We start from the raw sequence: 20,183 nt of genomic DNA on the forward strand, positions 1-20,183 counted from the left end.
TTATTTCTGATGTTAGCTATTTATCAGTATGAATCATTTCATTAGCACTCGCAATAGACGAGTGCTAATTTTGAATTTCGAAGTATGGATGACTGGTACGCTCAATCAGTAGTCATTCTTTTGTGGTGAGATCAACAAAAACGTGTACCAGTGCCATGGACCCTTCTGTGACTTCAAACTTTGTTAACGGAGGTCAGTGCGCTAGAACCGACCGTACAGTATGGCTCCGACATGTACCGGTGAAACCAAGAGGTCAGCACGTTGCTGTGCTGACCTCTGTCAATTTCCGCTCTCTCGAACGTATGTGCTAGTCGTGGTGCTCCTACGTGAATCCGTTTCGAACAAAAACACCCCGGTTGCGGCGCTTGTCCAGGAGTTGGGCGACCGAATCGAACCACAGTCGGGGGAAAAATCGCAGGTAGAGGTGCCGGAGTCGGAGTATCAGCCGCAGCGTCGGCTGAGTGAGGCTGAGTTGGCCGAGATGATCGATGTCTATCGTTCGGGCAAGACGGCCTTCGAGGTTGCCAAGCTGTTTGGCATTCACCGCCAAACGGTGACCGGACTGCTAATCAAGCACGGCATACCGCTGCATCCACGAGCGACGATCGATGCGAAGCTGCTGGCGGAGCTGACCTGGCACTAAGAACGAGGGAAGTCGACTGTTGAGCTCGGGCGGAAGTACAACCTGGCAGCGAGCAGTGTCGGTAAGGCGCTCAAAAAGTCGGGCGTCCAGCTGCGCGCGCCGAAGTTCAATCGGTGGGCGGCGAGAGATGAGTAGCTCTTGAGGGGTGTCGCTGCGGCGATCTTTATCGATGCTGCACACTCCAATGTCGGCGCTTGCCTCCTAAAAAAACTCACCCGAGGCGTAGTAGCCGCTGAAATTGACGCCCCAGAAGTTCGGACTGCTACATCAGACCTCTGGGTTATACCTGGAGGGGGAGGAGGTAAATGGCGGGCCTCAGTTTAACCGAGATCGAATTCCATTATTTCTTTATAAGAAATTTGATAGGGTTTGATACGGTTTGATAGGAAATTCGTGTTAGGGGCGTGGAATTTTCAGAACTACGCAAATCTCTTTGTCGAGTTGAATAAGCGCACTCTTACCGGAAGGGCTGGGAATTGCTTTTTCCGCTTCAACTAGAGCGCTTGCGACTGCGACCTTTGAGGGTACCTTAAGTCCCAGCGGCATTGCCCACTTATCAATAGCGGTCGGCCACGGAAGACTGTCGTCCGAAAGATTGGGGAGATCAGGCACGTTGGATCCTATATTGCATTCGCCAATTAAGATTTTCATTTGATTCCTATAAAAATCTCGTTCGATAAGATTTTCAAGAGTTATCGCTCCGAGAGAGGTAATTCGGCTGCCATCAATGCCACCTTTGATAAGGCGCTTACGCAAATCTTGTCCTCCTTTGTCGCCGTCGACAACGAACGCCACCCGGGATCCTTCGAGGTCAAGATCGGGATAAATCTCAAACGCGACTTCTGAGAGGCCTGGCGCTACCTGATATTCGAGATATTCACGACCAGTCGCTGCACGAATCAATGAAGGTAGAACTACCATTTCTGAGGCCCCTTCTGCTAGGACTACGTAACGTGCAGGTGTGAAGGCCGCAGCGCTTGCGCCCATCGCTAGCATTAGGGGAGAGAATCCGGCCGATCCTGCGCCGGCCCAGAAGTTGTTTTTGATGTCACTTACCGAAGGCTGATTGCGTCGGGGCAGTACTGCTCGTACGCCAACGCCCAAGTCTGGTGGGAGGCATGCTGGCGAATGCGTTGTATAGACTATTTTCGCAGCATCCTTTTGTCTCATAAATGAGTCAACCAGATCTGCTTGCGCGTTGTAGTGGAGATGCGTCTCGGCTTCATCGACTAACAGTATGGGTGGGCGCTCAATTTTTCGGGCCGCCAAGAATGCACGCAGCGCAGCGAAAGTGCGAAGTCCTGCGCTGCGCTCATCAAATGTTGTTATTTCTCTCCCGCTCTCCCGAACCATGACTTCCAAGGATGTTCCGTCTAGGTTGAAGTACATGGTTACGTCTGACTGATTCCACGACGTCTCGTACACCTCCTCCAGTTTCTGATTGGCTTGCATAATCAGCGTCTGAATTTGCCCTCGCTGGCCACTTTCGATCATGTACCATAGTTTATTTAGATCTAAAGCGCCAAGTGAAGCAACGCTTTGCAGGGCTATAGGTGGGTTCGCCGCTATATTCTCATCCAAACCATAGCTCGACCTAAGATCGCGGTCTTCGTCGGAAAAGAAAACAATATCTGGCATTCTCTCCTTTAGGCAGTTATGTACGGCCATCCAAGGATCTGCTCTCTGGTGCCAGTTTAGAACGCTTTCAAGCGAGGTGAGCGTAGAATTGTTCGCTAAATTCTCGTCTTCGCGAAGATCTCCAATAAGGCTCGCAATCTCGATCTTCTCTTCGTCTGTTATTGATGTCTTCAGTGTCCCCTCAGAATGTAGTGATGCAATAGTTGATTGCAGTCGCTTTCCTAGCGGCTGTGCATCGCTCTGACTTTCGTAATTCCTGGATATGTACTCCTTTCCCTCTGCTGATTCAAGGTACTTGAAAATAGCCCTCATTGATTCAATGAGTGGCTGATAATTCTTGGTTGGGCGTGGCTGTATGTCATTGGAAATTCCACCTGACGCTTTTCGTTGATACGTCATACGCTCAGGTGGTTTCTCAATATCCAAATTCAGGGACAATACTGCTTCTCTATCCTCATTATCTAGTATGAAATATCCCGCGACGACAACGTCGCTATCCGCTATCTCGGTAGCGCGGGAGCGGTCTGGAATTGCGAGACTTGAGTCTGACCTCAGGAACTGGAGTGCTCTGAGGAGGGTCGTCTTCCCGGCTTCGTTTGGGCCAACGATCGCAACTACTTTGCTGTCGAGATTTATTTTTCCCGAAATCAGACGGCCAAATCCATTGATTGATGCGCTAACTAGTCGCATATCTGTTGTCCAACCAATCTGCTTGGGCATTGCGATGCCGTTATTTAAATGATATTTGCCAACACTGTATCGATGAGTGACGCCTTAACAGTTACTTTTCCCCAAATTGGATTGCCGACCAGACCCGGCCAAGCGCTGCAGTGCCCTCCGAAAGTCGAGCACCGCTCCGGTTGCCCGAACCTGCGCCTGCCGGCACACAAAGCGGAGTCACGCTGCCTTCTTGCTTCCGCGCGTGCCCCCGCGAAGGGAGACACCAGCCTCTGCCTGCACTCTGCGCACGGTTGGCGACAGCGCGAGGCACGCGCCAGTTCATGAATTGCAACCTAGATCTAGGTAAGATATCATGAACCCACGGTCACGGACGGAGTCAGATTATGGAAATGCTCGACGCATCCTCGGATCCCCGGGCACACGAGTGGATCGTGCGCCTTGGCTTGAGTCTGGATACTGTGCGGGATGTCCTGCTGTTCGGCGACGCCGAGGCGGCAACTTATACGACCTACGATGCCAATGGTGCAGGCGAAATGGCACGCTGGTCTCGGCACGTTCGGAGGATGTCTGAGCTACTCGTGCCTCAAGGCTGGAAGCGTATCGATCCCCTCAATCAACCAACCTTGGTGCATCCGAGTGGTGAGCACTCGATTGTCGTCACTAGCGGTACTTCACTGACCGGCACTGCGTACGGTGTCCCGAAAACGAAGAATCCCAAGGGGAGGTCGATTCGTGAGGCCGTCCGGGGCAACGCTGAGCTGGCGCTGATGCGCCCGGATGAAGTCGATCCAGACCTTTCCGGCTTACGTGAGACATGGATCCTTCTGACTCATGCCGATCCGAATGGCCGACTACAGGCGGAATTGAGTTTACCGAGCGAGATGGAAGGTGAACAGATCGGCGGATGGTTGCGTCGAATTTTGTTGCCCACCATCTCCCCATCTAGGATTCCCGAACCGAAGGGCGATGACGGACCCGCGAGCTACGAGTTCTCGGTCGCACGCAAATAGCAGGAAGGTGAGGTGCATGTTTGTTTCCTCACGGCTTGTCGCTGCACGTAAGCGCCGTGGTGTAACCATCACGGCGTTGAGCGTTGATAGCGGCATCAGCACTAAGAGCATCTCAGATTACGAGAATGGGAAGAAGTCCCCCACTACCGATACGGTGAAAATCCTGGCGAGTGCGCTCCGAGTTCGACCGGATTACTTTTCCCGCCCAACACTGAACGAGGTTCCGGTCGACGCCGTCAGTTTTCGTGCGCCAACGAAGATGACCGCGCGCAGTCGAGACATGGCCATCTCCATTTCGAGTCATGCTATCGAGCTTAGGAAATGGATCGAGGCTCGCTATCGAACCCCTCAAGTCAATGTCCCCACACTTGATCGATACTTAGGAGTTGCAGGTGCAGCCTCCGCCGCCGAAGTTGTTCGAGCGAAGTGGGGCCTAGGGGTCGCACCACTCGGTAACATTGTGCACCTGCTCGAACTACATGGGGTTGCCGTATTTACTGTGCGAGGCAAAGAGGGCGCCTTCGACGCTTTCTCGTTCCGCGAAGGCGATCAGCAACCCTACATTCTGTTGAGCCCTTATAAATCTCCGGAACGAGGACGTTTCGATGCCGCGCACGAGCTAGGACACCTTGTCCTTCACGGTGGCCCAGTGTGTGCGACAGGTGTTGCTGCAGAACGAGAAGCTGACGCTTTCGCATCGTCATTTCTTATGCCAGAGAGTGACGTTCGGGCGGTTGTTCGCCCGAATCTCTCAGTACCTGAAATATTGAAAATCAAGAAACGCTGGAACGTCTCAGCGATGGCGACTGCCTATCGTTTACACGACCTGGGCCTACTCACCGACTGGCTCTATCACACGACGTGTGTCAACCTTTCGCGAATGGGTTACCGGTCAGGAGAACCTGATGGAATGCGTGAGCGCGAAAGCTCAAGCCTGCTACTACAGGTCATGGCAGACATTCGCAGTTCTCGAAGGGGTTTCGTAGAACTGTGTGAAGATCTTGGCGTCGAGCCTCACGACGTAAATGACTTAGTCTTCAACCTTGCTCCGATCTCGGTACAGGGAGATGCACAAACTACGCCTGGCGCGAAACCCGCGCTTCGTCTCGTAGACAGCTGATGAGTGATTGTCACTGGCCGATGAAAGTGATCGGGACTGTGGTTGACATCATTGACGACAACTTCCAAGCAAGCATCTCGTTCGAGTAAATCATCGGGCTCAACGATTTCGACCACAACTCAAACTACTCATCCTTCGTAAAGCCGTTTCCATCTGCTAACCGGCAAATTTCCCTACACATCAGCTGTGGGTCAGAATTCCGGGTGGCTCTGCCCGATCCACCGGGTCAGTTTTGCTACGCAGGCGGTCTTTTCGGTGGGCAATGTGAGGAATGACAGGCCGCCGGAGCTGGTTTGCCACGGACTGAGGTGTTCGTCCGTCGGCATCGCGTCGGTGATCGCCGGGTAGGTCAGCGCCGCGACCGGGGCGTCGAAGGTCGAGGAGTAGGCATGCAGCTGGTAGAGGTCCTCGCGGTCTACTCCCCTCCTACCGCCGAGTCGCTTGTACTTGGCATCAATCACGGCCATGATCGGATCCTCTCCGACCACGATGTCGGGGTAGAGCCGGCCCTTCGTTTTGTGCGGATCGACAGCGGAGTATGCCAAGTGACCGGCCGTTCGTGTGGTCGTGCCGTGTCGCACAACCTGGTCGGTCGCGAGGCCAACGCAGTGCAGCACGAACAGTTCCCAGAGTTCGGCGACATCGATGAGGATGCCGTGCGTCGACTCGCTGTCGGCTGCGACACCGAGCGGGTCGCGGTTGAGAATCCGCCACGACAGTTCGGCCGCCCGTCGCCACTTGATCGTTATCGGGCTGTACCTGGCGGTCCGGATCTCGTGCAACGTCGGTACCTGCGGTCGTGCCCCTGTGGCTGTTCGCAACGCAGCCAGTTGTTCGTCGAGACGCGCTCCGCGCCAGTTAGCTCCAACCAGACGCTGGTCGAAGTATCGATCGGCGAGCACGACAGCTCTGGCGGGTGCGTTGTCGTAGGTGCGCACTACCCGGGTGGAGACGAGCTCGCGGTGTCCGGTGGCCCGCCGGCGCGCAGTCGCAGCGACATCGAGACGCCCGCGCACTGCCAGGCCGTGCGAACTGACCTTCTCGCCCGCCCGGGGCAGAGCGTGCTGGCCCGCAGTGAGCACCGAGGCCCTCCACAGCGCAGCGAGCAACTGCGTGACTGCACTCGTGGTGTCGGTCGAGCGGGCAGCGGTCCGGGGCAGCACTTGGACGTTGAGGATCGTGCTGATCCACGACATGATCGTCTCCACGTCCAAACGCGGCTTGATCACCAAAGTCCTGCCCTGGTGACGGATTTCGCCGATGTAGCGGTTCGCTCTCCAACCGTCGACGTCGCGGGTCAAGATCGGCTCGATCGCCGGTTGGTGGTCAGCTTCGAGCTGCGCGTTCAGTACGTACGGCTCGGGCGAGAGCTTCGCGATCGCCTCCAGCCATCGGTGCTCGTCTTCGGTGGGGCGTCGGTCCCAGTAGGCCTCTGAGGTCAGATCCGTAATCTCGAACCCGTCGGTCGTCGTCTCAGGGCCTGAGGCACGCCCCTTCGCGGCAGCCATGGTCAGCTCGTCGGCCTCGTCATGAGGAGCTTTTCGAGCTCTGTCAGCTGCTCGGCGCGCCGGTCCGAGCCGGCGAGATACTGCGCGAGGACAGGTTGGATCGACAACGCCCACAGCGAACGTAGCGGTGCGAGCGGCTTGCTGTTGCCGTCCCACAGGTACTTGCCTGAGCGGCGGCCCTGACGCTTGGAGCGCCACTCGTGCCCGACGAAATAGGGCAGGTCGCCGAACACGGAGGCACCGAGTGCGTACTCCGGCCCCAAGTCGGGCAGCTCAGTGATTCGTGCATTGAGCCGGGTGATGCACCCCGCCAACTCCTGCAGCTGGGGGTTTGCGTCATTCCAGTCCACTGTCACAGACTGCTCGGCCCACTGCGCGCGCCAGATCGCGTCCAGGTCCTCCTCGTCGTACGGTGTGGCGAACCAGAAGAACCGACGACGCAGGGCGAAATCGAAGGCTTCGACCGACTGATCGATCTCGTTCATCGTCCCGATGATGTACAGCTCCGACGGGATCGCGAACCGAAGCGGCTCGCCGTCGTCTCCCTCAGCGAACAACTCCAGCTCGACGTCACGTTTGTCGCGCTCCATCGCGCTGAACGCCTCACCGAACATCGCGCTCAGATCGGTGCGATTGATCTCGTCAAGAATGAGCACGTGGGGGAGCGCGCGGCCCCCTGCCTCTCGACGCTCGGCGCGCATCCGCTCAACCAACCGTGGCAGCGCGCCGAGCCGATAGCTCGTCCCACCATCGGCATCCAGGCGCAACCCGACCATGAACTCCGCATATCCGTAGGACGGATGCATCTGCAGGCGAGTCACATGGTCAGCGACCGCCCGGTCCACTGCGGCAACGTCGTCGAAGTAGTCGCCGACGCCCCACCGTTGCAGCGCAGCCGAACGGATCACGCTCTCCGCCAACAGCCCCGCGCGGTAGGTCTTGCCAGTGCCGGGCGGGCCGTAGAACACAATCTGCTTCTTGAACTCCAAACCGAAAGCCGGGTCCATCGACCCACTGTCGTCTCGTGTGGTGGTCATCGGACGCCAGATCGGCTCTAGGTCGTCGTGATAGTAGTCGCGTCGCTGCTCGTCCCACTCCGGCAATCGTTGGTGCAAAGTCTGTCGGATCGAGTACAGACGTTCGTCCTGACTGGCCTCCGCACCACTGGAATCGAGGTCACCGAAAGCCTTGAGGACAAGGTTCTTGTGGTTACTCGACGTAATACGCTCAAAGTACTCGGGATAGAGCAGGTGACACACGATGTGGCGCATCGAATCGCTTTGGCGCTCAACGGCTTCAGCGAATTGTACGAACCCCCATGGGTTCTCATGTAGCAGGGCAACTCTCTCCTCGCGCGACAGCCTTTTCAGTCGCAGGGCGAGATCCATCAGGTAGCCGACATGGCGGTCTTGACGGGTGTTGAAGTACAAGCCGGGATTGGCGATCCAACTATGCAGCGCTTCGTATGCCGCACTGTCGGCCGTGACGTGCAGCTCAGGATGATCAGCACCAATTGTCTTGTTGATCATCGCCAGCTTCCGGGCTGGACCGACACCCGCAGTGATGAGGTAGTAAACCAACAAGCACTCCGCCGCCAGCAGCCTAACCTCGATCGTGGCATCTTTGAGCTGCAGCTCCCACTTGCTCTCGAAGCTCCCACCACCAGCGTCACCCTCGAACAGGTTCCCCCAAAACTTCCGGTTCAGCTCGGAGAGCTCACGTTCGGACCAGCAGGAGGCGAACTCGTCCGGATGAAGCAACGAGGCATCCCCTAAGAGGGAACCCTCGCGCCACCGCACGCACAGGTTATCGATATGTCGACGATCGATTTCAGAGAAGATGGCCACGACACACCTTCTCATCCCGGACACCGACTCAGGTTTACCGGCGGAGGTTGCGCACGTGAACCGTGCAGTTGCCCCGGAGGACCCCGCAAATTCTGCGGCCTCCGCAATCGCAGCGTCGGACACTTCCGCGCACACCGCGAACACCGCTTGTCATTGCCCACTCTCGAGGGTCACCACCCTGAGGCGATCGCAACGAGCTCGCCGCTCAGCGCATGCGCTGAGATAGTTGGTCAAAGAACTCGGCGAGCATGGTGTCTAGCGATCAGCGTGATTGCGCCGTCAGCATCGCTGAGGCAATCCCGCTCGGCCTGTTCCTGCGATTTCCGACAGCGCCAAAGAGTGCCGAGTTGAAAGATGAAAGTTCAAACTCGCCGCTCGTTCGCGCCTGCCCTCCACCGAGATCATCAAACACATCTACGAGCTCGACCAAGAGATGCTATTAAAGCTGGTTGAGCGTCGGTGGAGGGTGGCGGCGAGGTAGATACTGGCGTGGTGCTGCGGGCTGTATTGGCCGGCTGATCACAGCCGCGCCTCATCAGAGATGATATCAATCGAGACGCATCCAAGCTTCGCCAGTCACCACCCGATCCGTTTAGCATCACGCTCTGGCCGAGTCGTGCACATCCGCGACCCGACTCAGTGGTGATTAAGAAGCAAACGGGTCACGACCACCAAGCTTCATCTCAAAGTCGGAGTACGTTTCCAAGGATGCGAAGTGGCGTGAATAAAGCTCTACAGAGTCGCCAGTCATATCGCGAAGTGTGGGAGCCACATCAATAATATGAGCCAAACGAACGTACGATTTATCCTCTCCTGTGCGGGCTGTGTACTCTTCCTCCCGAGCTAAATTCTCGAACCGAGCTTTCGCAGTCGCATCGTCATCCGCATAAACTAAATAAAAGTCTTCCCGGAACAACTTGCCAGTTCCGTCTACCGTACCGAGTTCGAAAACAGCGATTGCGAAGTAGGCCTTTTTTGCATCATTCATACTCTTGAGGCTACCACGCAATCCATGAGTAGCGGGTTCCTCAGGCGTGGCATCGATTGCACCTTCGATCTCAGTTTTCCAAACGCAGGTCAGATAAGCCCAATTGCAAAATCGCATGGTTCGACATTCAGAAAGAATCGACAGCGTTTCCACGCGTCAATCTACTCGATCACACGGAGTCCAGTGTGTAATCCAAATCTCGCACACGTCCAGATTCCACCGTTATAACCTGATCCGCACATGCCACCATAGCTGCTTTATGAGTTACCACGACGACAGAACACCGTGCCGAAAGCTCACGCAACGCCTCCACGATCTTCCGCTCATTGTCACTGTCTACGCTCGACGTTGGTTCGTCCAGCAGGACCAGCGGTCGATCGACCACGAAGACCCTCGCGAGCGCAAGACGTTGGCGTTCGCCTCCCGAAAGCTCCACCGAACCGCCGATCCGTGTATCTAGGCCTCCAGGTAAAGACTGAACCATGTTCAGGAGGCTAACGGCAGAAAGAGCATTCCATAGAACGTTCTCGGAAGGGCAAACTTCGACGCCCAACGTAAGGTTTTCGCGCACCGTCCCATCCACCAGCGAAGATTCCTGGTTGAGGAAGGAGATACTCGATCTCAGGGCATTCAAGTCCCACTTAGAGATATCTTGTCCATCATATTTCACAATGCCGGAATCAATATCAACGAAACGCTCGATCACAGAGAGAACGGTAGATTTTCCAGATCCCGACGGCCCCACTATTGCCGTAATGCCTCTAAATGGAAGCGACAAAGTAAGTCTTGCAAGAACTAGACTCTCATTATAAGAGAAGCTGACATCTTCCATTTCGACGAGACTGTGGACGCGCGTTGAACCGGCAGGCTTCAGCCTTGAATCACACGGCTTTGCAAGCCCTGATTCATCATAGTAATCATGATTTCCGGATTCGAGCGCAACCGATAAATGAGCATCTACAGCGCGCCGGGAGACTAACCCCGTCTGCATGTTACTCAACCCAGAAGCACCCATAATCAAAGGACCAGTTAACTGAAGCAAGTACAAGATGAATGCGATGAAACTGCCCATCGAAATCGACTCATTCGCGACGCGTGCTGCACCAATTGTTACAACTGAAACGAGCGCTACTTGCTGTGCTACAACGATCGCTGGCGCCATTAGCGAGTCAGTTGTTGCCGCCCTTGCCTCAGCCGTGGACACCTCCGAGGTCCGTCGAGCCAGACGGCCGGCTACATTTACCTCCTCGCGATAGGCCTTAATCACGGTGAGCGATCTGAGAGTATTAGAAAAGTCTTCGGATAGTTCCGCTGTGCGCTTTTGCACCACCAAGTGATGTGCACGTACGCGTGTGATGACACCGATTACGATTACCGCTGCCACAGCGAAGGAACATAACGTAATTACCACTAAGGTCCAGTCAATGATCAGCATCACCGCGAGAGTGCCGAAGACAGTGATCGTGGCAACAACCAATTGTATCAGTCCAGAATCAACCAAGTTCCTTAGACGCCCGCTATCGATCGAGACGAGGTTCAAGAACCGGCCCACACCAAGATGTCTCACGTACCCCATCGGCAATCTAAGCGAATGCGCCATGACATGATTCCGTGCCGACTCGACTACCGAAACTGCGAACTTTGACACCAAGATGGTCGACGCCGAGGAACCGATGGAAGACCCAATCACGATAATAACCATCACGATTATCGACGACACGTCGGGTGACCCGTCCGAGATTGATTCGATCAAACGGCCCACAACCAACGGTACTATCAGAACACTCCCGGTGGCCAAAACCGCCAATAGAAGACTCGCGCAAAATCGCAGCAAGTCGCGTCGGCTGTCTGGCCAAACCTTCACGCGATTCGAGTCCGGCACCTCACTCCTACGATGCGTAAGCTCGCTCATCGTGAATCCAATCGTCGTAAAACAACAAATGCGCTCACGACGTACGAAAGCAGGCCTACGACGAAGAGGGCACCAACAAGCGCCCCAACGACTTCAAAGGGTACCGGTGGGATGAGTGAGACTTTAAGGTATCGAAAGTACTCACTGATGAATAAGTAGAATCCGGAGAAGACTGCAATCCATAGAACCAGAGAGCTCACGAACACAGAAGCAAAGTCAGAAAGACATATTCCTACAATCTGTGGTCGGGTACATCCGCACCGCTCAAGAGAACGGTACTCTTCCACCCGGCCTGCGATGCTCGAGAATATCGACTGAACCATGATCATCAAGCCCAACGCAACGGCTACGGCCAAAACGGAAAAAATGCCTGTCTTTTGACTTTGCCAGGCATCACGTACCTGACGATCACTATAGCTATCCCACGATTCGATTGCTCCTACGCCGGGCGTTGCATCCAGGCTGGAAGTGTGAAGCATATTAATTAGGTCGGAAGCCGCAGATGAGGATGTGTCCTGTGAGCTCACGAAGATCTTCGGGCTCTCCGCTTTGCCGCCCCCAGGGAAAGTTTGCCAATCGACCAAGAATATCTGGCCGATGAAAGAATCTGCCGGCAGCTTTGCTCTAACGACTGCGTCGTGAACCGTTCCGTCGGGAGAAGTAAGCGGAACTACGTCTCCAATACTAAAGCGCGGGTTCGCGGTGGCAACCCCCAGCCCAGCAATATCGTTTAGGGATCCTTCTTTCGCTTCTAATCCCACCGTAGTCGCGAAAACCGACGGCGAACTTGTCCTGGCGAGCGCGGGGATACCGGATCGTGAATCCGTCCATGCCCAATCTGTATCAACCGTGTAGGCCACTGCACCTACTTCAGGATCTGCTCTCTCGACCAGCGGAAGGATATCATCGAAAATTTCTGGCCCCGAAATTCCGGACTTCAGGCTGACAACCACCTGGGCATTCATTCCAGCGGCGCGCTGATAAATTGATACGGCACGCCCGGATTCCGCTAGGACTAGCACCATTGTGCACAAGGATAAGACAATAAGAATAGGACTTGCCGTTGCTGCTATCCTGCGCATATTCCATTTAGCGCCCCGAGAAACCACCGTGAATATGCCTGGCTGGATGACAAACCAGGGACGTGCGACAAGTCTGGAAATAGACGGCACGATCAGAAGTGAGCTGGCCGAAAGTCCGGCGGTGGCGGCCATCGTCAGGAGCGCAACCTTCAACTGGAAATCGCCCACGTCTTTCGGGATCACGAACAACACTAATATCGCCAGAACAGCCAAGCCTACGATCCAGATGCGTACCTTGCCAACCGAATTCTGATCAACTAGTCGCGTTGGACTAACCTCGAATGAGCGTCGCGAAATCAACCCTCTTAGGTAGATTAGTGCAGATATCGTCGGAACTGCCACAGCGACCAAGATAACTGCGATCACTGCCCACATCGAGCTATGCGGGAGCAGTTCATCGGGAACCACGTCAGTCTTGCGCAGGATCGATAGGAAAAACGGCAATAGACCCTGCGCGGCTACGGCGCCCAGCGTAGCCGAAAATAGTGTCACGATCACGACTTGCGTGATTGTGAGCCTATACAATTGTCCATCAGTTGCGCCACTGAGTGCGTAGACCCTAAATGCCGATCGTCGCCCCTCGATATAGTATGAGATCATCGTGATCGACAGAAAGACCGCCGTAAACACGGCTAAAAGTGCCCCAAAAGTTGCGAATGAAGTTGCTGCGTCTAGTGTCGCTAGAGTTAGGCCCCGACGATTCGGATTATAACTGTCCAGGTCAACTCCATCTCGGGCACCGATGGAGGTTAGCAGTCCTACAAAAACGGCAGCTGCGACGGTCGTGAAGAAGCTGCAGGCCAAAATTCCGAAATATGTGCGGACGTCCCTGCGGATAGACCTGATCCCGTACGTAAACATCTACGCAACCTCTGTGCGGCGCAAATGATTCATCTTTTCCGATATTTGCTCGGCCGTAGGAGCATATATCTCATCAACAATCTCACCGTCGAGCACGAAGATCACGCGATGCGCAAAGGCTGCAACATAGCTGTCATGTGTCACCATGACGATCGTCTTCTGCGAATTCTCACTGATATTGCGCATTTGTTCGAGTACGCGAGTAGTTGACCGTGAATCAAGCGATCCCGTCGGCTCGTCGGCAAATATATATGCGGCATCCGCGAGCAGCGCCCGGGCGATGGCCACCCGCTGTTGTTCTCCTCCCGAAAGCTGCGTTGGCCTCCGATCCGCAAGGTTCTGGATGCCGACGCTGTCAAGCGCCTGCAACATCTTCGAACGATCCGGCGTCTGACCATCGAAGAGGAGAGGGAGACCGACGTTTTCCAGCGCAGTTAAAGAGGGCACCAGGTTAAAGTCCTGAAAGATTACGGAAATGGATTTTCTGCGAAGCTTAACTCTGTCGGCTCGTGATATCTTTGTTATGTCCTGGCCATTTAGCATCACCGAACCGTGGTCGGGGACGAGTAGCCCTGCACTGCAGTTAAGTAGCGTGGACTTTCCAGACCCCGAGGGACCCATAACCGCAGTCCAGGTATTAGCTGGAAACTTCACGGTCACGTCATTCAGAACACACGTTTGTGCATCTTTAGAAAACGAATGCGAGAGGTTCTCTAAAATAAGATCTTGAGATTCCATTTCTCGGGTTCTGTCCTCTCTCTTAGATCATGGGCGAACCGCCGCGGACGGACCGATCATAGTCCGTCCGCAGCAACCCGGACTTAGAAGCAGCCAGCGCTGCTTGTACTCCACGAGACATCGCATCCTGAACTCCAGGTCGACCACGAGCGCGTGTCCGACTCCATATGGTCCATGCGCTGCAGGTCAAGAATGTTTCCGCTCACAGTATTCTCCTTCTTATCTTGCACGTGCACTTTGCACAATTATCAACCTATCTTCATTTTTACAAGAAGCTCAACCTTAATTGACGCCAATTTTAAAGAGATTTCCTGGTGATGCTATCGGTAACCACGACATATCTTCACCACCGATAGATCTAATTGCCGAGAGCACGCCTGCATTGCCCGATGCGTAATCCACTGAGAGTCTTCTTGAGCCTGTGCCCGAGACTTGGACAAGCCCTTCTCGGGTGACGAACGTGTGCGCTCTGAGTTTGGGATACACCGCGTCCGCGGCTGCCTCGTCGCAGTGGTCAAGGTATTCCGAGAGCCGACGTTTGGCGATCGTGCTCGCTAAGACGAGCCCCGCCATTCCATCAAAAAGCCCTGGATAGAGGCAGGTGCGAACTTCCGTAGCCTTGAGTAATCCTGGGATTAACTTCGTCAGTCGTGGATTGAGGACCTCTCGGTCCATAAGCGCCAGGGCGACTAGATAGCCCGCCGAACCATTGCCCAAGTACGGGAGTATGCGTCGTCCATCGTCGACCTGAAGGGAACCATCGGGCCCGTCAGTCATACGTGACTCGGCATTCAAAACTGCGCCAGCCGCCAGGTGATGCCACGACGGCTCCGCGGTGTAGTTCCCAAAGGCAGTTAAGGCAATCGAGGCGCCTGCCCACCCATCGAAGAGTGATGTTGATTCTGCAAAACTTGCTGGGGCGTTCTCCACCATCTCCTTCAAGAGGCTATACAGATGTTCAATCTGCCCCGTTTCCACTTCGACGCCGCAAGCGGCCAGCGACAGCATTCCGAGCGCGAAACCTGGAAGGTGCCGCTCCTGACGCGAGCGGTAGAGATTCTCGGCCACATCTTTGCTGCTTCCGGTCTCGCCGATCTCAGCGAGGTAGCAGGCAGGACCCAATGAACCTCGCATGAGATCCGATGTCCTATCGCGGATCATTTCGTCAATATTTTTGATGATAGAGGAGCGCACTTGGATGGTGGTCACACCTTCGCGATTCAGGGTCATTCCAACACCAGCTGCGCCACTGAAAAAGTTCCAGTTTCCGAGATGCTCGAACTGAGCGTAGGATCCCGGGAATAAATTGCTTTCACGTCTATGCTGCTCAGCTCGGATTATTCCGTCCCTCAGTTTATCCGCGAACATCGTGTCCGATAATTCCAAGGGTTCGACGTGGCGATATGCGCGTGCTCCATGCTTAGTTGCCGATTCCGCTGTCAATATATGACTACTCAATCTGGAAATCTCGGCGATGGCCGCCAGAGGTCGGCTTCCGAAGTGGCTTGAGATATAGTCGCGTTGATTAGTCCAGATGCTATCCGAAATTGATGATAGCGGAGTGACTGGATGAAACATGTGAATGGCGGTCTTCGTCAGAGCATACAAGTCGTGCTCTTTGGGGCACAGCAGGTTTTGCGGCATAAACCCTGGCGTTCCCATCGATCGTTTGGACGGGGAATCACAGGACTGTGCTAGTTCAAGGTCAATGAGCGTCACCTTGTCATTTTTGCCAACCATAATATTTCGCGGTTGCAAGTCCATAATTGCAATACCATTATCATGCACTTCGGAAACAATCCGGGAGAGACGGTTTACGATCTCCAAGCTACGGTCAAGATACAGCTCAACGTCCATAGTGGTACCGAAGGGATAGTTTTGGGCGACCCATTCGTAGAGCGTTACCCCTTCAACGTATTCCATCTCCAGAAATGTGTGGTCGGCAAACTGAAACAGAGAGTGAAATTTGGCGACCCCATCGACAGAGTGAAGGGCATCCAACGTGGCTGCTTCATTGGCCAACCGCGTCACTGCATAGTCCCCGCTGCTGTCCGCCGCCACGTGTGGGCGTGCCTCCTTCAAGACGCGGCGCTCCACTGGCTTGAGCATGGGGGCAGCCAAGTAGACGCCGCCGGCATTCGAGAAGTGCAACGCCTCAATTATTTCGAATGGAAATAGTTCCTCCCTATTTGTTCCTATGCGGCGTTCGTAAGATTCCTTCAAGAACTCCGGCACCGTAACGAAATCAGGTAGTTCAAAATACGGCATGCGACGGTCGGCGACGAATTGTCCATCGGGCCGCTGAATGCACGGCGTTAGTTCACCTTCGATAAGGCGTTGAATTAGTTTGAAGGCCCCGTAGCGGAGGAAAATCGGCGCCTTCTGCCACTGCATATCGGTGAGGATATAGGGGCCGACCACGCCTGCGTCCCCGAGTGCTTCTTCCAGCTGCGGTAAGAGTACTTTCAGTTTCTCCTCAGATTCCGGGTAAATGGTGATGAACTTCCCCGACGCGGCTCGATCCGCATACTTGGCGTTGCGCACGATGACATCATTGACCGAAGGAGCAAATTTGTATGGAGTCTTGCTCCTTCGACAGATAGCCGAACATATCTCAAGTGTTCGCGCCGCATCCTCAGCGGTCGCGCTCACGTGGACCTTCCACCCCTGGGTCGGAAATGCTCTGCGAGCGTCCATCGGCCGCAGGTTCTGCGTCACATGCACCCAATCGTCAGTATCGACGATGGACTGTCCAGGTCCGATGTCGGCCCACTCGACCATGCCGTTCTGTGGACGGGCATCCTGCGGTTTTTGATAGTGGGGAGAGTCGGGTCGACAGAAATTCTCGATGTTCAGCAATGCCGCCCCGCCTGTTTTCGTTCGCGCCATTTGTCTGGCGCGGTGCCACTGATTAGAATAATAGGCAAAACGCTCCGACTTACAGCCTAAATAAATTGGATCTAGGCGATAAGCCGGAGCCGTGGTTCTACCGATTCCACCTGGAATCATTCAACAACTTCCAAGCCTTATTTGCCTGCGCGCTACGCTCATCGCGAATCTGTCCAACAGTCCAATAGAGGTACTGACCGGGGAATTGGCGCCGCACTACCGCTTGCCTGCACCGCGAAATGTAGTGGTCCGCGATTTCCCCGAGGTTATTTGACGCTATGCAATCAGCTGAGTACGCCGAAGCAGTCGGCAGAGGATTGATGTTGTCGGGAATCGCTGCAGGAGCGAATGCGAAGAATGCGGCTGCGATCAAGCCAACGACCGTCGCCCGAGTAGCAATCACTCTCGTGTCATTGGTGTGAATAGTTGTTTCCATCATCGATCCCTCCGATTGGTGAGTCGCCCTCCCTGAGCGGACCAGCGAAGTGAAACACGTCCACCGGCCGGCAGCAATGGGTTGGTCGATGGGCAGCCTTCAACCTCGTGCCCGTTTCTGGACCTTTCCGTCACCTCGCCCATCTCATTCATGTACTTCTTTTGTTGAGTCCGACTAGTACTTTAGTTGGACTCGATCGTTATGCAGGCTAATTAGATTCTGACCTGCTGTTATCGGTTCGCTCAGCTTGGATAACCCCAAGTGATTTTTCGCTCGTGAGACGTTTTGGATGGCTCGGAGCCGGCGTTTCGATTTTCTCTATCTGACAAGATCGTCGACCAGTTCAGGACTTTGGTCGCTAATATATTCGGTGTCCAAATTGCAATAGCCGATAGCTTATGAATGTGATTTAGGGCACCCCTGGTTCGAGAAGTTGTACACAATTAATTGAACCTTGGATTTACTGATCAATCTTTCAATGACTTTGCTAGGCCACGCTTCATTGAATGCGAATGCGAATGCGAATGCGCTGCGATGGCCGCCATCCACAATTCCGTGCTGGCTACTGCGCTAGCCCTGAAGATGCTGAGGCGTGGGTTGTGGTGATCCAATGCGGGCGCGCTGCAACGCTTGGCGTTAGCCGCGACTCCGGCGCACGCCTTCAGAGCCTCGCGAGAGGGCATACTGATAGGCGGCACCTTCGCCACCGTGACTCATTGCCACGCCCTATCGCGTCACGCATCGCGGTCTGCCTCGGACCTGGAGCAAAACTGGCGTCCTGGGGACTGGGGGGTCGGTCAGCAAGCCGCGGCGTTGGATCAGTCAGTTTGGATGGGGCAATGACTTTCGCCGACAGCACGAACCCGGCTGCGGATAGAGACCTGAATCCTTGCGCCCCTGATTTTCCATCTGGCTGACGTGGTGCGGGTGGTCAACCACTCGGACGAAAGTTGTTTCCCGACCGCTCTCGTCCCGTGCGGGGCGGCGATCTCCAGACACGTGGTGTCAGGGGTGAGATTTTTCCGACGATTCAAGCGCGCACCGTCTACACAAGAGGACGCTGGCACGCTGCCTGGTGTGTGGGATTCCCCCAAGGACTCGATTCGGAGACGCTAATCCGATTGTCGATCTCGAACGCATCAGATTCTTTCACCTCCAAGTCGCCGTCATCCACATTGGCTGCACGCAAGGGAGTGTTGTTCTGGCGCGGACGACTCGGGTCTCCCGACGGGTGGGTCCGCCGGAGCGCTGGACACACCAGACTGACCAATCTATCCACAGTCAAGTTGCGAAACGACTCGGTCAGATGGTGCACGTCGATGCGAAAATGGTCGGGAAGATCCCGACTGCGGCGGGTGGCGTGCCCACGGCCGCGGCTCCGAGCAGGCCGAACGATCCCAGCGGCACATGCCCCGAGCGAAGCAGCCTCGGATCGGCTACACGTGTCTGCATTCCGCTATCGACGGGAACACCCGCTTGGCGTACACCGAGGCCAGCGACAACGAAACCGTCGCGACAGCAATCGATTTCGTGAACAACCCCCGTGGGTTCTTCGCCGCACGGTATCGACCCTATCGAGCGTGTGACCACAGACAACTGGCCTCGTTATCGGGCAACAGATTTCACGTCTTCATTGCGAGAAGCGCGGCAATGCGCATCGAGCCGCACACGCCGAAACACAACGGGAAAGTCGAGCGCTACAACCGCATCCTCGCTGAGGAGTTGCTGTACTCCCGCGGACACACCAGCGGCGCATCGCCGTCGAAATCTGGAATGTTCATTACCATTGCCACCAACCGCGTTCAACACGCGGAGGAACGACCGCCCGCCGCGTATCGCCGGCACCGCGTAACTAACGTCCGTGCCTGATATAATGCCTAAGGGAACACTTGTTACTGACGGGTAGCAGTCAGAATGCAGACGATCCGGTCGTTTCCGACGCTCAGCTGGGGATTTGACACCGGGTCACCGATATCGAGATCGCCATCTGTATCGACTCGTTGCGAGGTGATTTCATCCCACTCTGGGAATACCACACCTCGCTCATATCGTTTTCCTGAGCGAAGACGGTCTGCTGCACTCGTGACTGCCGCTGCGATCTCCTCGGGGACGCCAATTCGAAAACCTCCTTCAGGAAAGAATGCTGACCGGGTGTTTGTGAAGGCATCGGTATCCATACTTTCCGCGATTTCGGCGGATCGCGATTGCTGAAGGTTGATCGCCGATACCGAAGGCCAGTAATGCGCGAATGCGACTGCTGATCGATCTGGAACCGTGGTTGTGCCGACGATTGGTGGATCGTGAAGATCCGCCGCCCATTGTCCGGTCTCGAAATGGGCAACTTGCGCATAGACATAGTCGGTTGCTGACGTAGTCGCTAAACCCACCGACTGCGCTTGCCGTTTTGCAGTCCGTACGAAGTGGTCTGCAGGGTGTTTGCCGAAACGTCCTTTGGCCTCGACTGTGACGAATGTCCGGGCGAGGTTATCGAATCCAATGAAATCCGGTCGGCTGCTGTTAGTCCTTCGACCGAGTGCTTCTAGGTAGCTTTCGTAGTGAGCAAATGTAGATATTCCGAAGATCTGCTCGGCTGCAAGTTTCGCTTGAACCTGACCGAGAAAGTAGCTGACTGCTCCCTTCTCAGTCGGGTTCATATGACGGTAGCTTTCGCTGCGCTCCCAATGATTGTGTCTGGGAACTAGATTGGCCCACGCCATAGTTGACCGCCATAGCATGTCAACGATAGTGGGGACGCGGTTCGCATTCCTGCCGAACGGGGTGACCCCGATAGTCGCAGCGGCGCGAATCAAATCAGCCTGCGAGACCTTCA

Annotated in this window: 16 protein-coding genes; 5 read left to right on the top strand and 11 right to left on the bottom strand. The window is 55.1% G+C overall.

Translation table 11 applies throughout. The features are described from left to right. The first annotated feature begins 313 nt into the window (after nt 1-313). Nucleotides 314-643 (top strand): hypothetical protein, encoded by a 330-nt coding sequence (locus ACFT1A_RS28325; protein WP_378449705.1) that lies wholly within the window; start codon nt 314-316, stop codon nt 641-643. Nucleotides 644-1,039: 396 nt separating this feature from the next. Here ACFT1A_RS28325 and ACFT1A_RS28330 read toward each other — a convergent pair whose 3' ends face one another. Next, nucleotides 1,040-3,001: an AAA family ATPase gene (locus ACFT1A_RS28330; protein ID WP_378449706.1), complete on the bottom strand. Its 1,962-nt coding sequence runs from the start codon at nt 2,999-3,001 to the stop codon at nt 1,040-1,042. A gap of 344 nt (nt 3,002-3,345) precedes the next feature. On the opposite strand from ACFT1A_RS28330, the gene ACFT1A_RS28335 reads away from it, so the two are divergent. Then, on the top strand, nt 3,346-3,972 hold the full coding sequence (locus tag ACFT1A_RS28335) for a hypothetical protein (protein ID WP_378449707.1): 627 nt from the start codon (nt 3,346-3,348) through the stop codon (nt 3,970-3,972). Between the two features lie 16 nt (nt 3,973-3,988). Further along, nucleotides 3,989-5,092 (top strand): helix-turn-helix domain-containing protein, encoded by a 1,104-nt coding sequence (locus ACFT1A_RS28340; protein ID WP_378449708.1) that lies wholly within the window; start codon nt 3,989-3,991, stop codon nt 5,090-5,092. Between the two features lie 191 nt (nt 5,093-5,283). Here the strand turns inward: ACFT1A_RS28340 and ACFT1A_RS28345 are convergent, their stop codons facing one another. The 8 genes from ACFT1A_RS28345 to lanKC all read right to left on the bottom strand — a co-directional run bounded on the left by ACFT1A_RS28345 (nt 5,284) and on the right by lanKC (nt 17,037). After that, the gene (locus ACFT1A_RS28345; RefSeq protein ID WP_378449709.1) at nt 5,284-6,600 is read right to left on the bottom strand and encodes a hypothetical protein; all 1,317 of its coding nucleotides are present in this window, start codon (nt 6,598-6,600) and stop codon (nt 5,284-5,286) included. Between the two features lie 2 nt (nt 6,601-6,602). Continuing rightward, nucleotides 6,603-8,447 (bottom strand): AAA family ATPase, encoded by a 1,845-nt coding sequence (locus ACFT1A_RS28350; protein ID WP_378449710.1) that lies wholly within the window; start codon nt 8,445-8,447, stop codon nt 6,603-6,605. Between the two features lie 646 nt (nt 8,448-9,093). Further along, on the bottom strand, nt 9,094-9,588 hold the full coding sequence (locus tag ACFT1A_RS28355) for a DUF4288 domain-containing protein (RefSeq protein ID WP_378449711.1): 495 nt from the start codon (nt 9,586-9,588) through the stop codon (nt 9,094-9,096). A 16-nt stretch (nt 9,589-9,604) separates the two neighbouring features. Further along, the gene (locus ACFT1A_RS28360) at nt 9,605-11,347 is read right to left on the bottom strand and encodes an ABC transporter ATP-binding protein (RefSeq protein WP_378449712.1); all 1,743 of its coding nucleotides are present in this window, start codon (nt 11,345-11,347) and stop codon (nt 9,605-9,607) included. After that, on the bottom strand, nt 11,344-13,290 hold the full coding sequence (locus ACFT1A_RS28365; RefSeq protein WP_378449713.1) for an FtsX-like permease family protein: 1,947 nt from the start codon (nt 13,288-13,290) through the stop codon (nt 11,344-11,346). Before ACFT1A_RS28365 ends, ACFT1A_RS28360 begins: the two co-directional genes overlap by 4 nt. Beyond that, complete coding sequence (locus tag ACFT1A_RS28370) at nt 13,291-14,028, bottom strand: ABC transporter ATP-binding protein (RefSeq protein WP_378449714.1); 738 nt, start codon at nt 14,026-14,028, stop codon at nt 13,291-13,293. Nucleotides 14,029-14,111: 83 nt separating this feature from the next. Then, nucleotides 14,112-14,264, bottom strand: coding sequence for a class III lanthipeptide (locus ACFT1A_RS28375; RefSeq protein ID WP_378449715.1), 153 nt, complete (start codon nt 14,262-14,264; stop codon nt 14,112-14,114). Between the two features lie 46 nt (nt 14,265-14,310). After that, a complete protein-coding gene (gene lanKC / locus ACFT1A_RS28380; protein WP_378449716.1) occupies nt 14,311-17,037 on the bottom strand; it encodes a class III lanthionine synthetase LanKC in 2,727 nt (908 codons plus the stop codon). A 158-nt stretch (nt 17,038-17,195) separates the two neighbouring features. Between lanKC and ACFT1A_RS28385 the strand changes: the two genes are divergently transcribed. Further along, nucleotides 17,196-17,339, top strand: a complete 144-nt coding sequence (locus ACFT1A_RS28385; RefSeq protein ID WP_378449717.1) for a hypothetical protein — start codon at nt 17,196-17,198, stop codon at nt 17,337-17,339. 1,316 nt (nt 17,340-18,655) lie between these two features. Here ACFT1A_RS28385 and ACFT1A_RS28390 read toward each other — a convergent pair. Beyond that, a complete protein-coding gene (locus ACFT1A_RS28390) occupies nt 18,656-18,805 on the bottom strand; it encodes a hypothetical protein (RefSeq protein WP_378449718.1) in 150 nt (49 codons plus the stop codon). Nucleotides 18,806-18,829: 24 nt separating this feature from the next. On the opposite strand from ACFT1A_RS28390, the gene ACFT1A_RS28395 reads away from it, so the two are divergent. Continuing rightward, on the top strand, nt 18,830-19,222 hold the full coding sequence (locus ACFT1A_RS28395; protein WP_378449719.1) for a hypothetical protein: 393 nt from the start codon (nt 18,830-18,832) through the stop codon (nt 19,220-19,222). A 23-nt stretch (nt 19,223-19,245) separates the two neighbouring features. Here ACFT1A_RS28395 and ACFT1A_RS28400 read toward each other — a convergent pair whose 3' ends face one another. Next, a complete protein-coding gene (locus ACFT1A_RS28400; RefSeq protein WP_378449720.1) occupies nt 19,246-20,070 on the bottom strand; it encodes a hypothetical protein in 825 nt (274 codons plus the stop codon). Between the last annotated feature and the right edge of the window lie 113 nt (nt 20,071-20,183).

Source organism: Rhodococcus sp. NPDC057135, assembly GCF_042670865.1.
In the GTDB taxonomy this organism is placed as follows: Bacteria; Actinomycetota; Actinomycetes; order Mycobacteriales; family Mycobacteriaceae; genus Rhodococcus_F.